General features: G+C 39.6%; 15 protein-coding genes and 1 tRNA gene. 6 read left to right on the forward strand and 10 right to left on the reverse strand.

All coding sequences use genetic code 11. From position 1 onward, the window contains the following. Positions 1 to 118: 118 nt before the first annotated feature. Positions 119 to 664 (forward strand): DUF2726 domain-containing protein, encoded by a 546-nt coding sequence (locus FPL17_RS01070; RefSeq protein ID WP_159882616.1) that lies wholly within the window; start codon positions 119 to 121, stop codon positions 662 to 664. Positions 665 to 732: 68 nt separating this feature from the next. On the opposite strand, the gene FPL17_RS01075 is transcribed toward FPL17_RS01070, so the two are convergent. The 3 genes from FPL17_RS01075 to pyrC form a co-directional block, all read right to left on the reverse strand. Then, a tRNA-Glu gene (locus FPL17_RS01075) sits at positions 733 to 808 on the reverse strand. 19 nt (positions 809 to 827) lie between these two features. After that, positions 828 to 1,493: a ribonuclease T gene (gene rnt / locus FPL17_RS01080; protein WP_026057574.1), complete on the reverse strand. Its 666-nt coding sequence runs from the start codon at positions 1,491 to 1,493 to the stop codon at positions 828 to 830. Next, positions 1,478 to 2,512, reverse strand: coding sequence for a dihydroorotase (gene pyrC / locus FPL17_RS01085; RefSeq protein WP_159882618.1), 1,035 nt, complete (start codon positions 2,510 to 2,512; stop codon positions 1,478 to 1,480). The genes rnt and pyrC overlap by 16 nt, the downstream gene beginning before the upstream one ends. A 163-nt stretch (positions 2,513 to 2,675) precedes the next feature. On the opposite strand from pyrC, the gene FPL17_RS01090 reads away from it, so the two are divergent. Beyond that, positions 2,676 to 3,947: a GGDEF domain-containing protein gene (locus FPL17_RS01090; protein ID WP_159882620.1), complete on the forward strand. Its 1,272-nt coding sequence runs from the start codon at positions 2,676 to 2,678 to the stop codon at positions 3,945 to 3,947. 61 nt (positions 3,948 to 4,008) lie between these two features. Here the strand turns inward: FPL17_RS01090 and FPL17_RS01095 are convergent, their stop codons facing one another. After that, positions 4,009 to 5,211, reverse strand: a complete 1,203-nt coding sequence (locus FPL17_RS01095; protein WP_005183877.1) for a L,D-transpeptidase family protein — start codon at positions 5,209 to 5,211, stop codon at positions 4,009 to 4,011. A 466-nt stretch (positions 5,212 to 5,677) separates the two neighbouring features. Between FPL17_RS01095 and hemE the strand changes: the two genes are divergently transcribed. From hemE to FPL17_RS01115, 4 genes are all read left to right on the forward strand, one after another. Next, on the forward strand, positions 5,678 to 6,751 hold the full coding sequence (hemE, locus tag FPL17_RS01100; protein WP_159882622.1) for a uroporphyrinogen decarboxylase: 1,074 nt from the start codon (positions 5,678 to 5,680) through the stop codon (positions 6,749 to 6,751). Positions 6,752 to 6,793: 42 nt separating this feature from the next. Next, on the forward strand, positions 6,794 to 7,588 hold the full coding sequence (locus FPL17_RS01105) for a DUF817 family protein (RefSeq protein WP_159882624.1): 795 nt from the start codon (positions 6,794 to 6,796) through the stop codon (positions 7,586 to 7,588). A 183-nt stretch (positions 7,589 to 7,771) separates the two neighbouring features. Continuing rightward, positions 7,772 to 8,242: a DUF3015 family protein gene (locus tag FPL17_RS01110; protein WP_016163047.1), complete on the forward strand. Its 471-nt coding sequence runs from the start codon at positions 7,772 to 7,774 to the stop codon at positions 8,240 to 8,242. A 79-nt stretch (positions 8,243 to 8,321) separates the two neighbouring features. Further along, positions 8,322 to 10,202, forward strand: a complete 1,881-nt coding sequence (locus FPL17_RS01115; RefSeq protein WP_159882626.1) for an Lnb N-terminal periplasmic domain-containing protein — start codon at positions 8,322 to 8,324, stop codon at positions 10,200 to 10,202. Positions 10,203 to 10,245: 43 nt separating this feature from the next. Here the strand turns inward: FPL17_RS01115 and FPL17_RS01120 are convergent, their stop codons facing one another. The 6 genes from FPL17_RS01120 to trpD all read right to left on the reverse strand — a co-directional run bounded on the left by FPL17_RS01120 (position 10,246) and on the right by trpD (position 14,527). Continuing rightward, complete coding sequence (locus FPL17_RS01120; protein WP_159882628.1) at positions 10,246 to 10,608, reverse strand: cupin domain-containing protein; 363 nt, start codon at positions 10,606 to 10,608, stop codon at positions 10,246 to 10,248. 15 nt (positions 10,609 to 10,623) lie between these two features. Continuing rightward, positions 10,624 to 11,172, reverse strand: a complete 549-nt coding sequence (gene folE / locus FPL17_RS01125; RefSeq protein WP_005202404.1) for a GTP cyclohydrolase I FolE — start codon at positions 11,170 to 11,172, stop codon at positions 10,624 to 10,626. A gap of 91 nt (positions 11,173 to 11,263) precedes the next feature. Beyond that, positions 11,264 to 11,953, reverse strand: a complete 690-nt coding sequence (locus tag FPL17_RS01130; RefSeq protein WP_004808548.1) for a Smr/MutS family protein — start codon at positions 11,951 to 11,953, stop codon at positions 11,264 to 11,266. A 133-nt stretch (positions 11,954 to 12,086) separates the two neighbouring features. Continuing rightward, entirely contained in the window at positions 12,087 to 12,542 is a 456-nt protein-coding gene (locus FPL17_RS01135; protein WP_159882630.1) for a hypothetical protein, read from the reverse strand. A 119-nt stretch (positions 12,543 to 12,661) separates the two neighbouring features. Next, a complete protein-coding gene (gene trpC / locus FPL17_RS01140; RefSeq protein WP_159882632.1) occupies positions 12,662 to 13,468 on the reverse strand; it encodes an indole-3-glycerol phosphate synthase TrpC in 807 nt (268 codons plus the stop codon). Between the two features lie 9 nt (positions 13,469 to 13,477). Further along, entirely contained in the window at positions 13,478 to 14,527 is a 1,050-nt protein-coding gene (gene trpD, locus FPL17_RS01145) for an anthranilate phosphoribosyltransferase (protein ID WP_032865201.1), read from the reverse strand. Positions 14,528 to 14,868: the final 341 nt, after the last annotated feature.

The raw sequence follows: 14,868 nt of genomic DNA on the forward strand, positions 1-14,868 counted from the left end.
ATATTTTAGGACTCTTCGGAGTCCTTTTTATTTTAGTGAATAAAAATACTGGTTAAACAATTCTTTTAATAATTTGACTATTTCATTTAGAATATTTTTCGTATTAAGGGGAATATTTATGACTTGGATAATTATTTTAATTGTTGTGTTTGTAATTGTTACTTTAGTTTTAGGTAATACTAAAAAAGCAAACAAAGGTGGCACACGTAATCCGATTAAGGGTAAACGGATTCTAACAATGAATGAGCAACCCACTTTTTTAAGATTAAGGGAAGCATTACCAGAGCATATTGTTTTGGCACAGGTTGCGTTTAGTGCATTTATGACAGCTCAGGGCTATGCCACTAGGAATTTGTTCAATCGTAAGATCGCGGATTTTGTTGTATTAGATAAACAGTTCAATATTGTGGCTATTGTTGAGCTTGATGACTCATCTCATAAAGGGAAAGAAGATAAAGATGCCGATAGAGATAGTTTAATCATTGAGGCGGGACATCGAATCATTCGTTATCAAAGAACACCTGATATTGATCAAGTTAAAAAAGATTTTGGAATAACTTCTATCGAAACAACAACTATTGAATCTGAAACACAAGAGAAAACAACTTTAGTCTCAGAGGCATTTATTTTTGAAACCGAATCAAATGAACAAAAAGTACTTTAATTGCTATTGGAAATATTTTAACTAAATAAAAAAGCCACTGTCTTAAAATGCAGTGGCTTTTTCAAATTTGGCGTCCCTACGGGGATTCGAACCCCGGTTACCGCCGTGAAAGGGCGATGTCCTAGGCCTCTAGACGATAGGGACTTCTTGAGGTGGGTGTATATTAGGGTTCTGTCACCAAACTGTCAAGAAGGTGAGGAGACAGTTTGTTCAAAATATAGCAAAACAGTTCAGCCGTCTTCTGAGTATCGTATAAAGCAGAGTGTGCTTCTTTACCATCAAACTCGATTCCAGCCTGAATACAGGCACGTGCCAACACCGTTTGGCCAAACATGACTGCGCTCAGTGTCACGGTATCAAATACCGAAAAACTGTGAAATGGATTTTGATTTTTTGTTCCAGTACGTGCAATTGCTGCTTGTAAGAAACCTAAGTCAAAGTGTGCATTGTGACCAACCAATACAGCATGAGTACAATGCTGAGCTTTACGTACTTCAGTCAATGATTTGAAAATACGACGCAAGGCAGTGCGCTCATCTTCAGCCATCGCAACACGCATTGGATTGAAAGGATCAATACCAATAAAATCTAATGAACGGCGGTCAAGATTCGCGCCTTCAAAAGGGTTGATATGTGCTTGGAATGAAGGGCCTGGTATAAATTGCCCGTGTTCATCATAGATGATCGGAATACACGCAATTTCGAGTAGGGCGTCGGTTTGCGAATTAAAACCTGCTGTTTCCACATCGACAACAACAGGCAAGAATCCACGAAAACGCTGTCCGATTACAGGGGCTTTATTTTCTTCTTGGGTCACACTTTTCTCCAATGCAAGGTTTTACCTGCATGAAGTGGAATAATTTTTTGGCCATCAAGATAGTCTAAAGATTCTGCGATAGTGATATCTTCTTTGACCAAGGTAATGGTTGAGGTATTGCGCGGTAAACCATAGAAGTCAGCACCGAATAAGCTTGCAAAGCCTTCTAAGCGTTCTAGCTTTCCAACTTGATCAAAGGCCTGTGCATATAGCTCAATGGCATTTGGCGCGCTATAACAACCCGCACATCCACAAGCATTTTCTTTGGCATCTTTTGAGTGAGGTGCACTGTCAGTACCTAAGAAAAATTTCGGATTACCACTGGTTGCGACTTCCAACAATGTTGTTTGATGCGTTTGACGCTTTAAAATTGGTAAGCAGTAGAAGTGTGGTTTTACGCCACCAACCAACATGTCGTTACGGTTAAATAATAAATGTTGTGGGGTGATGGTTGCAGCAACATTACGATCTTGTTCGAGTACAAAATTCGCGGCATCACTTGTTGTAATGTGTTCTAACACGACTTTTAACTGTGGAAACTGTTTGAGTAATGGCGAAAGTACTTCATCTAAGAAACGTTTTTCACGGTCAAAAATATCCACGTGATTGTGGGTGACTTCCCCATGCATTAAAAGTGGTACTTGATGTTCTTCAAGTTGCTCGATAACTGCGTATACCTTACGAATATCGCTCACACCATTATCGGAGTTGGTTGTTGCACCAGCTGGATAAAGTTTGATTGCATTGACGAACTCAGATGCTTTAATTTTACGAATTTCATCTGGAGAAGTATGGTCAGTAAAATACAGCACCATGCGTGGGTCAAAATTCACCCCTTCAGGAACATGAGCAAGAATACGCTCGCGATAGGCTAAAGCTTCTTCTACAGTTTTGACGGGTGGAACAAGATTGGGCATACAAATTGCGCGGGCAAATTGTTTGGCTAAATCAGGGACAGTACGTTTTAAAGCTAAACCGTCACGCAGGTGTGCGTGCCAATCATCGGGTTGTAAAAGTGTAAGAGTATTCAAGGTCTACTTCAAACTTAAAAATAATACAAATAATAATGCATAAAGTGTGAAAATGGTAACTACAATTACGGATAAGTGGTTAAGCAAAGCACATGACAAAATGAGAAATTATGTTATTTTTTATGCGGCACAAAAATAGTGCAGTATAAAAAGAGTAGATGGGATGGACAACGGCTATGATCTTGATCAATTGCGAAGGTCGAAAGAAGACCTAGAGCAGCTTGTTGCCCAACATTCTAAATCTAAAAGTGCACATCAAACGTTACCTCAAAAATTAGAAAATGAATTTTGGAAGTTTAATGTTGATCGAACACGTCTCAATGCGATTCAGTTCTTTGGTCAAGGTGTAATTACCTACACCATTTTTGTTCTGCTGATTTTGCCTTCAAATTTTGTTGTGATTCGTGCAACTGAACATTTTGTCCCCGATTTTATCTACAGTATTCTCAGCTTAATTGTGGTGGGAATTGCATTGTTCTTATTTTGGGCTTTTTCACGCTTTAAAAAACTCAATTATTTATTTTATCCTGCTGCCTGCATCATTGTTTTTTTTACCATCGTTTTAACCTCTACTTTGATGATGAGTGTTTCCAATCTGGTTCTGCAGAATCAGGCAATGGTCTTAATTGCTTTCCTTTATATGCTTGGTTTTATCCTCAGTGGAATTCGTCCATTGCATATGCTGTGGATCGGTTCTTTGGCTGCCATCGCGATTCTTTTACTGTTATATGTAAGCAATAACCCCAGTGACTTTTTGATGATTGGGCGTACTTTAATCGGGAGTTTATTGCTTGGTTTTTCGATCAGTGTCATGTTGACCTCGAAAGAACGAAAAATCTTTATAAAGTCTAAAATTTCCGAAATTGATGAACAAATTTTACGTATTCAAGCTTCAGAGTTACTGCATTTAAGCCAGCATGATGAACTGACCAATGTGTCGAATCGACGTACCTTTGAAGAGATGTGCACCTATTATTATGAGGTTGCTTGTAAAGAACGAAAATCGCTCTCGGTCCTGTTTATCGATATTGATTATTTTAAAAACTATAATGATTTTTATGGACATCAAATGGGTGATCAAGTGATCACAGCCATTGCGAAAACCATCAAAAGTTCGATTCGACATATGGATTTTATTGCACGTTATGGTGGAGAGGAGTTTGTGGTGCTATTACCAGAAACTTCAGCTCAAGGGGCATATGCAGTTGCAACCAATATTTACCGAGCAATTGAGCGTTTAATGATTCCACACGATAAATCATTGGTGTCTAATCATGTGACTATTAGCTTGGGAATTACCGTTTTTAATGGTAATCCGAAAATTAGCCAAGATCTTTTAATTCATACTGCAGATAAGGCTTTGTATCGGGCAAAGCAGCTCGGACGCAATCAGATTTACTATCAGCCTTTACCGAATATAGAAGAAAATATCTAGAATTAAAAAAAACCGAATGTCTTCTAAGATATTCGGTTTTTTCTGGCTTGAATAATCTAGATTATTCAAGGAATTTTACGGTTACACCTGAACGTACTTTAGCACCTAGGTCATTTGCATCCCAGTTGGTCAAACGGATACAACCGTGTGATGCCGTTTTAGAAATTAAAGATGGGTTTGGCGTACCGTGGATACCGAAAGACTTTTTGCTTAAACCAATCCAAATGTTACCCACTGGCGCATTTGGACCAGGTGGTAGTGTAAGTGGTTTGAGGTTTTTACCTTGGACAAAGTTCGACGGTGAGTAGCTGTAGTATGGGTTTTTAGCCACACCAACTACTTTATATGTACCCGTCGGAGAAGGTGTGTCAGTGCTACCAATTGTTGCAGGAAATGATGCAATCATTTGGTTACGACTATTAAACAAATAAAGCTGTCTTGCGCCTTTGTGTGCAACAATTAAATGAATATCTTCTGGTAAGTCATTGCGAACGTTGGCCACAATGATTTTTTCACCCGCTTTTTTGAAATTTGCATTTGGATTGAGTTGCTTAAGGAAGCGCTCATCCATATGGAATTTCTCACCCAACATTTCTGTTACGCGAGTGTAGTACAAACCTTTCATTTTTGCTTGTAGTGCATAGTCTGAAGGAATTGCATCAGCATATGGACCTTTTAGGTCTGCATCGGTAATCGTATATTCAACGTAGGCTGGCTTAGTTTGCTTAGCAACTAACGCATCCCATGTTTCTTTGGTTAACTGACCTGTTGGTGTTAAACCATTCATTTGCTGGAATGATGCAATCGCTTTTAGCGTGTTTTTACCATTTGAACCATCAATCGCACCAGGTGATGCATGTGAGTTGTTTAACATCACATGCGCACGCGCGTATGCAGGGTTTTGCCCTTTTGGTAAGCCTTCTGGCCATTCAGCAGCGTTGATTGCATCCATTGTCCAAGAAGCAGGAACAGCTGGAGCCGTCGTTGTTGTTTTTGCATCAGGTGTGTTTTCTAATTGTTGCGAGACAACAGATGCAGCACCCGTATTGACTTGTGGTTCAGATGCTGCTGTTGCAGCAACACTCGAAGCTGGCTGTGCAGCAACGTTTGAGGTAGCACGGTCAACAGCTAAAGGATCAATTGGATCTTGTACTGCCGCAGATATTTTTTTGGGGTTTAATGGTTGCTCAGTTGTCGGAGCAGCATAAGCAACATTAGCAAGAATACAACTTAAACTCATAGCGAGTAATGAGCGAACAAACATGTAATTCAACCTTAAGAATTATTCATATTGGGATAGAGGGGCTGTTGGCGTTTCATGCATGCTTGCGACAGAGGACGTTTTTTGTCGGTACAAGACATGACTTACTATATTTAGTAATTCTAAATAAGTAAGGCGTAACGCAGTAGCGGCAGAAAATGCCCCTGTCCCGAAGGGTTATGGCTAAAACTGCTTCAAACTTCGTTATGAAACTTGATAAGGGGACGCCATTACCTACGTTTCATGCCTTGTTTGAGTTGTTTTAGCCTATAACGCAATGCATGGCTGAAATGTCAACAGCCCCTAACATGTTGCAAGTATTACAGAAAATAACGCAGCTTGCAGTAGCAGTTTTGTGTCAAAGCGCAAATTTATTTTGAAGACTGGCTTACTGTGTGCAATTGCAATTATAAATTCTGAGTCAACTTTGCTATTATGCGCCCTACGCGAGAAAATTTAGAGATTGGTCATGACAACGTTGAAAAATGATCGTTTTTTACGAGCTTTATTACGTGAGCCTGTGGACACCACGCCTGTATGGATGATGCGTCAAGCAGGGCGTTATTTACCAGAATATCGTGAAACTCGTGCGCAGGCAGGGGATTTCTTGTCTCTATGTAAAAATACTGACTTTGCTTGTGAAGTGACTTTACAGCCATTACGCCGTTATGAGCTTGATGCAGCGATTTTATTTTCAGATATTTTAACGGTTCCTGATGCTTTGGGTTTAGGCCTGTATTTTGAAACAGGTGAAGGGCCAAAGTTTCATAAAACAGTTCGTACTGAACAAGATGTAGCGAACTTGCAAAAACTCAATGCCAAATCTGATCTGGCTTATGTCATGAATGCAGTGTCGACCATTCGTTCTGCTTTAAATGGCCAAGTTCCTTTGATTGGTTTCTCTGGCAGTCCGTGGACTTTAGCAACTTATATGGTTGAAGGCGGATCAAGTAAAGAGTTTCGCTTCATTAAAAATATGATGTATGCACAGCCAGAAGTGTTACATGCTTTGTTAGATCATTTGGCTGATTCAGTGATTGATTATCTGAATGCGCAAATTGATGCAGGTGCGCAAGCGATCCAGATTTTTGATAGTTGGGGTGGCGCATTAGCACATAGAGAATATGTTGAATTTTCATTGAACTACATGACCAAAATTATTGCAGGTCTTCAGCGTGAAAAAGATGGTCAACGTATTCCGATTATTGTGTTCACCAAAGGTGGCGGTCAGTGGTTGGAAACCATGCTCACCACAGGGGCTGATGCGTTTGGTCTAGATTGGACCACACCGCTTTATACTGCACGTGATGTGGTTGCAGGACGAGCTGCATTACAAGGTAATTTAGATCCAGCTGTGCTTTACGGTTCAGCCGCTTCAATTGAAAAATCAGTGAAAGCAATGATTGATGATGCTTATGCCAATGGTGAAAAAACAGGATATATCGCAAACTTAGGTCATGGTATTACCCAATGGGTCGATCCAGCACAACCTAAGATTTTTGTAGATACTGTTCATGAATACAGTGCTAAATATTTAGGTTGATATTTTTAAGCATTTCAAGATAAACACGCTAGGATCAGTTTTGTGCAGTTGATTGTATTACCGCTCAACTTTATCTTTAAGGCAGCTTCGGCTGCCTTATTTGGGTTGTTGCTTTTGATTGCATTTGCAGTCACCGCACCGATGGGAAGTCATGAATATTGGGGCTTCTTTCGTTACGACTATTTGTTGTTTTACGCCTTGATCATTCAAGCCTGTTTGATCTATTTAAAGCTCGAGTCATGGGCCGAAGCAAAAGTCATTGCTTTATTCCATATCATGGCGATGGGAATGGAAATATTTTTGACCCATCCAGCGATTGCCTCATGGCAGTACCCACAACCAGCGGTATTGAAGTTACTTACTGTGCCATTGTTTGCGGGGTTTATGTATTCAGCAGTGGGTAGTTTTTTTGCTCGATCTTTGCGGCTCTATAATGTTTCATTCGAGCATCTGCCGAATTTTGGCAATATGTTGTGTTTGGCAGTGTTGTCTTATCTCAACTTTATGACCAAGTTTTTTATTCCTGATATTCGTATTGCGCTATTTATTTGGAGCATTGTAATTTTCTGGAAAACTCGGCTTTATTTTCAGTTGCAGCAGCATCGTTTTAAAGTACCAATGTTACCAATTTTATTGTTGCTTGCCTTCTTGATCTGGATTGCAGAGAACATCAGTACCTTCTATAAAATTTGGTTGTACCCAAGCCAAGTCGATGCTTGGCATATGGTGGGGTGGGGTAAATTAGGTTCTTGGTATCTATTATTATTGCTGAGCTTAGTGTTGGTCTTAAAAATATTGGGAACACGAGATAAAAATGGCGCTTGGCGGTTAAATTAGACCACTAAGATCGTTTAACAGACGCTATCTGATTTCTTTTTGTTATGAATATTTCAGATATATTTCAAAATTTATTTGCTAAAGTGCGCTAAGCTCGCTATTTTAACTTTTGTGTAGGAAAAATTACACAACACAATAGTGATAACAAATACTGAAGAATAATTGATACTGGAGATCGTTCCTATGTTAAAAAAAATTGCATTAGCTGCTCTATTGGCCGCTGGTTCAACAGTTGCAATGGCCGATAATGATGTCGGTTGTGGTGCTGGTACACAAATTTGGGCAGGTAAAAAAGGTGTTGCACCTAAAATTCTTGCTGCGACAACCAATGGTATTTTTACCAACCAATTATTAGGTATTACATTTGGTACTTTAGGATGCCGTCAAGGTGGAACTGTGACAGCTCAGGTTGTTACATTTACCAATGAAAATGCAGAATCTTTAGCGCGCGATATGGCGGTTGGTCAAGGTGAAAGCCTAAATGTACTCGCTGAATTAATGCAAATTAAAGCCAATGATAAAGCACGTTTCTTTGCTGTGTCTAAAGCAAACTTTGCTGAAATTTATTCAAGTAAAAATGCAAACTCGCTTCAAGTGCTAGATGCTTTACAAAGTGTGATGGCAAAAGACGCAGTGCTTAAAGCATACGTTTAATTTGCTATATGTTAAAACCCTGTCTTGATGACAGGGTTTTCTTATACCGACTATCATTATTCTTAAAAATTGCGATTGAATGAAATTAGCTACTTTTGTACTTGCATCTTTGATGTGTCACTTTGCCCATGCCACGGTTGAATCAGATTTTCAAACTTATTTGGACATTGCCAAACAAAAACAATTAGATCAGCACATCACATGGCAGCGCTTGATGTATGCCGACCAAAAACAAAATAGCGAAGTCACTTATGCGGGTTATTTTTACGCAAAAGATGGTAAAACAAATTTAAATAATGAATTACAAGCCGATATTAAAGCCTTATTTGTAGAAGCTCCAGATAAACAATCCATCCGTTGTAAGTTTCCTGCGCGTAGCCGCTGGTTGATGCAACAGCTCAACATCAATGATCAACAGCTGCCAAAGGTAAATTGCATTGAATTTGAGGACTGGATAAATCAAATCAAGCCGTATAAAGCGACTTTGATTTATGCAACGGATTTTATGGGTAATCCAAGTTCGATGTTTGGACATACCTTGCTACGCTTAGACCCTAAAGATCAGAAGCAACTCAATCTAGTGTCCTATGCAGTGAACTATGCTGCCACAGTGAAAGGTGATGATAACTGGTCTTATGCATGGAAAGGCTTAACAGGGCAGTATCCTGGTGAATATTCTCTAATGCCGTATTACCGCAAGGTAAAAGAATATGGTGATTTTGAAAGCCGTGACCTGTGGGAGTATGAGCTGAATTTAACCCCAGAGGAAACTCGGTTTCTGGTTGAGCATATTTGGGAGATGCAGCATGTGAGTTTCCCTTATTATTTTGTCAGTGATAACTGTGCTTACCGTTTACTTGGCTTAATCGATTTAGTTCGTCCAAATTTAAATTTAAAACAGCAGTTTAACTATGCTGCCATTCCAATTGAAACCTTGAAGGCTGTTGACCAACAAAATCTGGTTAAAGAAGTGGTCTACCGTCCTGCACTGGAAACCCAATTACTTGCTCAAGCCAAGCAGCATGGCACGCCCTTAGCTAAAGTTGCACATCAGGTTGCCTTTACCGAGACAGATCAGGTTCAACCCATTTTAAAAGCATATCAACCACAAGATCAGGCCAAGATTTTAGAAATGGCTTATGACGATTTATATCTACAATATATTAGCCATAAGGTAGATGCAGATTTTGCCCAACCTCAATTACGTCAACTACTTGCGCAGCGTAGTCAAATCGAGGTTGATAAACAACGTCAAGAACCGATACGCCCGAAAAAGCAGCCTGTAGAAGGGCATCATGCCCGTAACTTGTCGATAAATGTGGGTGAAGTACAAGGACAGACGTTTACCGAGATTGGGCATCGTCAGGCCTATCACGATTTGATTGATCCACAAGGTGGCTATCGGACAGGGACGCAACTCCTATTTTTAGATGGTAGTTTGCAATACCGTGAGGACAAGCTCAAGCTTGAACATTTAGATCTATTATCAGTGAACTCCTATAACCCGATTCAGCCATTTAAAGCACCAATCACTTGGGGTTTTAATTTAGGTTGGAAACAAGAAGCGATTGAGAAGGGGCAGTTTAGTGAAGATGCGCAACATGGCGTGATGAACCTGAATATGCAAGTCGGTTATAGCGTGGCAGATTATGATCGTCGGCATTTGTGTTATGCCCAACTACAAAGTCATATTCAAGGCGGAAAAAATTTAGATAAAGGTTGGCGAGTTGGAGCTGGGCCAACTGTAGGTTGTATGAATGTATGGTCTGATCATATCAACAGCGTAGTACAGATCGAATTACCGTATTGGCAAGATCTAAGTCAATGGAACTTAAGAGTCGGTACACAGCTTCAATATAGTCTGAATACCAACAATGCTTTACGATTAAATTGGGATTTTGAACAACAGAATCATAAAGACTGGAATAAAATTGGTGTGGGCTATGTGCGCTTTTTTTAGCGGTTAAATATTATGAAAGTTTGATCGGAGCGGGCTAGTCAGATCAAACCTCCACAATCACATAGTATTTTTTAACGGCTTCAATGACTTCAAATGTACCGACAAATGCGGGTGGGATAATCCCTGCATTTCCAGCAGTGACTTCAATAAAAGTGTTGCTTCTGGCATCGTGGATACGTACAGCACCTTCAATGACTTGAAAGAACTCTTGTTTGTTGGCAGCAAACTGAATATTCCAAGCACCAATTTCACATTGCCAAATTCCACAGTTCATATGTGGATGTTCATATAAACTACAGGTTAAACGTTCAGGATTACCTCGAACCAAACGATCGGCACGAGGATAATCAATAGTTGCGTCATTTGCGATTAAATCGCCGAAACCTGCTAACTGAACTGATGACATTCTAGGCTGCTCAGCTTAATAATTTTCAGGAACAGCACTTAAGAATTCACGACGTACATCTTTGTCGGTTTTAAAATCACCAACAAAAGAAACAGTACGTGTGGTTGACTCTTGTTTACCTACACCACGCATCATCATACACATATGCGCAGAGTCAATCACAACTGCAACACCACGCGCTTGAGTCACTTCTGCAACCGCTTCAGCAATTTGCTGCGTCAAGTTCTCTTGAACTTGTAAACGACGTGCAAACATTTCTGTAATACGCGCAAATTTTGATAAACCTAAAACTTGACCTTCAGGTAAATATGCAATGTGCACACGACCATAGAATGGCAGTAGGTGATGTTCACAAAGTGAATAAAATTCAATATTTTTGACCAATACCATTTCATGGTTATCGGAAGGGAAGAGCGCACTATTTGTAACTTCTTCAAGCGTTTTACTATAGCCAGAAGTTAAAAAAGAGAAAGCTTTAGCCGCACGCATTGGCGTATCTTTTAAGCCCGGGCGATTTAGGTCTTCACCAACGGCAGTTAAGATATTTGCGTACGATTGCTGCATAGACATAACAATGTTCACTTAGGTGGGTTGAACAAAAACGGCAATTGTATCAGAAAACGATTGGAAATCTTAGTTTTGATAAAAATGCCGATTACTGTTTGTACTTAGGGTTCTTTTCGGCACGTTTGAGCAGGACTAAAACCGCTCCTGTGCCACCTTGATTTTCGGGTGCGCTGACGAAAGCAAGCACATCACGATGCTGTCTGAGCCAACCATTGACATAGGTTTTTAAAATCGCTTCTGGGCCTTTACCATGCACAATTTTAACGACATTTTGATTTTCATCTTTTGCCATTTGGAGCACTTGTAAAACAGCGGCACGTGCTTGCTCAACGGTACAGCCATGTAGATCGACTGCCTCGAACCAACGAATTTTCCCTGCTTTTAAGTCTTCAAATACTTTGTGCTGTAAAGTTGCAATGCGATAGCTTAAAGCAGCTTGGCTAGCAACAGGGTTTAAGATCGCTTGAGTATCTGAAATTTCTGTGAGCTCTTGCTCTGCACCACCTTCTGCTGCAGCACGTTTTGCCAAGGTTTGGGCGTCGACTTTTTTGCTACGTGCAACTCGAGTATCGGCAATATTTTGATTGTCGATTGGTTTTACCCCAAGCAGGGCTTTTTTAAAAAGCTCAGTATCTTCCAACTCTTCAGCAACAGCTTGAGTCTTTTTTGACTCTGCTTGCTTTGCAATGGCAGTCGCTTGCGGATTAGAGATTTGCTTTTTAAAGGCTTTCAGTAAGTTAAACTGGTCTTTAGAAAGCGATGAATCGTGTTTACTCATAAGTTTAGAAAAATAGGCAAGATACGAGAGATGTAAAATTATAGTCCGAATCTGTGTTGATTTGAACTGAATTGCATTTATAGAGTATGAATGGGGTTGATCAAGTCTTATCTAATGAATAAAAGAAACATTTTTATGGAAGACAATCTATATATTTTATTAATTCTTGTAAAGCAGATTCTACAGAAGTAATTGCTACATATTCAGCATATACAGTATTTTCTTTCAGATTTTGATAAGTGAAAAAAGGATTTGTATTTAAAAGAAATATGAAAAAAATAGATTTCTTGTTCCTTACCGCAAGTTTTGTAAAATCATCAAATGTCTCTTCTAGTGTTAAATAATAATAGTTTATAAATTGATTATTGGGGTACAAGTTTTCAAGAAAGTTTTCGATTGTTAGATTATTATTAAAATATGAAGGACTCGTTAGTAGATATTTGAACGCTCCAATGAAGCTAGGCATATATGTAGGGGAGTCTAGAGTTCCAAATGAAACGCCATTGATGTTGACGGTAAGATTGAGCAAATCTTTATGACAACTATTGAGGATAGAAAATGAAAAATCGTCCTTACCGATATGAATCAAATGAACTCCTGAGCTTTGAATTTGAAACGTCTAATTAATTTGAAAATCTTATTAAACTTTACATGTCTTATAAAGAAAAAGCCCAATTATCAAGAATTGGGCTTTCATGTTATTTAAAGTCAAACCTGCTCAGGCTGTCCAAACAACGCATTAAATGCTTGATCAGGACGAGGTTGCTTCATAAAGCTTTCGCCGACCAAGAAAGTATGAATGTCATTGGCTTGCATCATGTCTACATCAGCAGGTGTGGCAATACCACTTTCTGTGACTAAAACACGAGAAACAGGTAATAATTTCTTTAAACGCAATGAAGTATTTAAATCTACATCAAAGGTTTTAAGGTTACGGTTGTTCACACCCAAAATGCATTGTTCAGAAAGTTTTAGCGCACGTTCCAATTCATATTCATCATGTACTTCAACCAAAACATCCAACTGTTGTTCAAATGCCGTTTTCGACATTTCTTCCAGTTGTTGATCGGATAAACATGCCACGATCAATAAAATACAATCGGCATGTAGCGCACGTGCTTCCACCACATTATAAGGATCAATCAAGAAATCTTTACGCAAAGCAGGTAGGGCACAATGCTGACGTGCAATCGCAATATTTTCGTCTGCACCTTGGAAGAAATCCACATCAGTCAATACCGATAAGCAAGCAGCGCCCGCTTGTTCATATTGTTGTGCAATTTCCGTAGGATTAAAGTCTGCACGGATCACACCTTTAGAAGGTGATGCTTTTTTAATTTCTGCAATTACAGCAGGACGTTTGTGCTGTAAAGCATTGGCAAAACCACGCACAGGCGTTGCTTCATTTGCCCACTGCTCAACATCATGCAAGCTACGTTGTTTTAAACGTGCTGCAAGCTCCTCATGTTTGCGGTCAACAATTTTACCTAAAATGGTATTTTGAATATCGATCATGAGAAGTCCTTAGTCTGCCTGATATTGTTTCAATGTCTTGGTAAATTCAGCCAAGATACTCATTTTTTCTAAGGCTTGTCCGCCGTAAAGAATATCTTGGGCCAGCTCCACGGCTTGTTTATAGGTTTTGGTAATTCCTGCGACGTAAATGCCTGCACCTGCATTCAGTGCAATCATATTTGCTGCTTTTTCGCCAATATCTGATTTATCACGGCTTAAAGCATCTTTGATCAGCTTTAGGCTCTCTTCAGAACTATTGACGACTAAACCAGTCAGAGTTTGAGAGGCGATACCAACGTCTTCGGGGTTCAACGTCCATTCAGTAACTTCGCCATCTTTAAGCTCAGCCACAGCGGTTGGCGCAGCTAGACTAATTTCATCTAGGCCATCTTTAGAATGCACCACCAGTACATGCTCGGCACCAAGCTGTTTTAATACTTCAGCAATGGGACGGCAAAGTTCATCTGAGAATACGCCAATTACAAAACGATTTACGCCAGCAGGGTTGGTGAGTGGACCAAGTAAGTTAAAAATACTGCGAATGCCCAATTCACGACGTGGAGCCACCGCATATTTCATGGCTTTATGATGATTTGGCGCAAATAGGAAACCAACGCCCATTTCACGGATACAACGTTCCGTTTGCTGCATGTCTAAATCAAGTTGAATGCCAATCTGTTCAAGCACGTCAGAAGAACCTGATTTGCTTGATACGCCGCGGTTACCATGTTTAGCAATGGTTGCTCCAGCAGCTGCGATGACAAAACTTGAAGCGGTTGAAACATTAAATAAGTTTTGACCATCACCACCTGTACCCACGATATCAACCAGATGAGGAATATCACTGACATCAATTTTAATCGCGAATTCACGCATGATACGTGCAGCAGCTGTAATTTCATCAATACTTTCACCCTTCATGCGCAAGCCCATCATTAGCGCACCGATTTGAGCATCAGTGGCTTCACCTTGCATGATGCTGCGCATGACATCTTCCATTTGTGGCTGGGTCAGATGGATGTTCTTGGTAATGTTATTGAGTGCCTGTTGGATATTCATAGTCATGAGTTACAGCATTTAATGATTAAAAAATTTGGATGACAGTGGTTGATGATGAAGGATAGCTCAGCTTTATGTGGTGTGTGTCCCACTCGCTAAAGGGCTATGTTAGCAGAAAATAACTCAAGATTTGGGTTGTGGCTAGAGAGTTTTTAAAATTTAACCCGTTTAGGCGCATTGGTAAATTTGTTACTGGGAGTGATTGAATGAAAAAGGTTTTATTTTATGGGGGAGTTATTTTAGTTTTTATGATAAATAATCAACCATTTGGTATATCTTATTCACACATATCTCTATAAAAAATGTGTATAAATCAACTAAATAAAAGTAGATATATTAGG

This window comes from Acinetobacter dispersus, from assembly GCF_009884975.1.
GTDB lineage: Bacteria > Pseudomonadota > Gammaproteobacteria > Pseudomonadales > Moraxellaceae > Acinetobacter > Acinetobacter dispersus.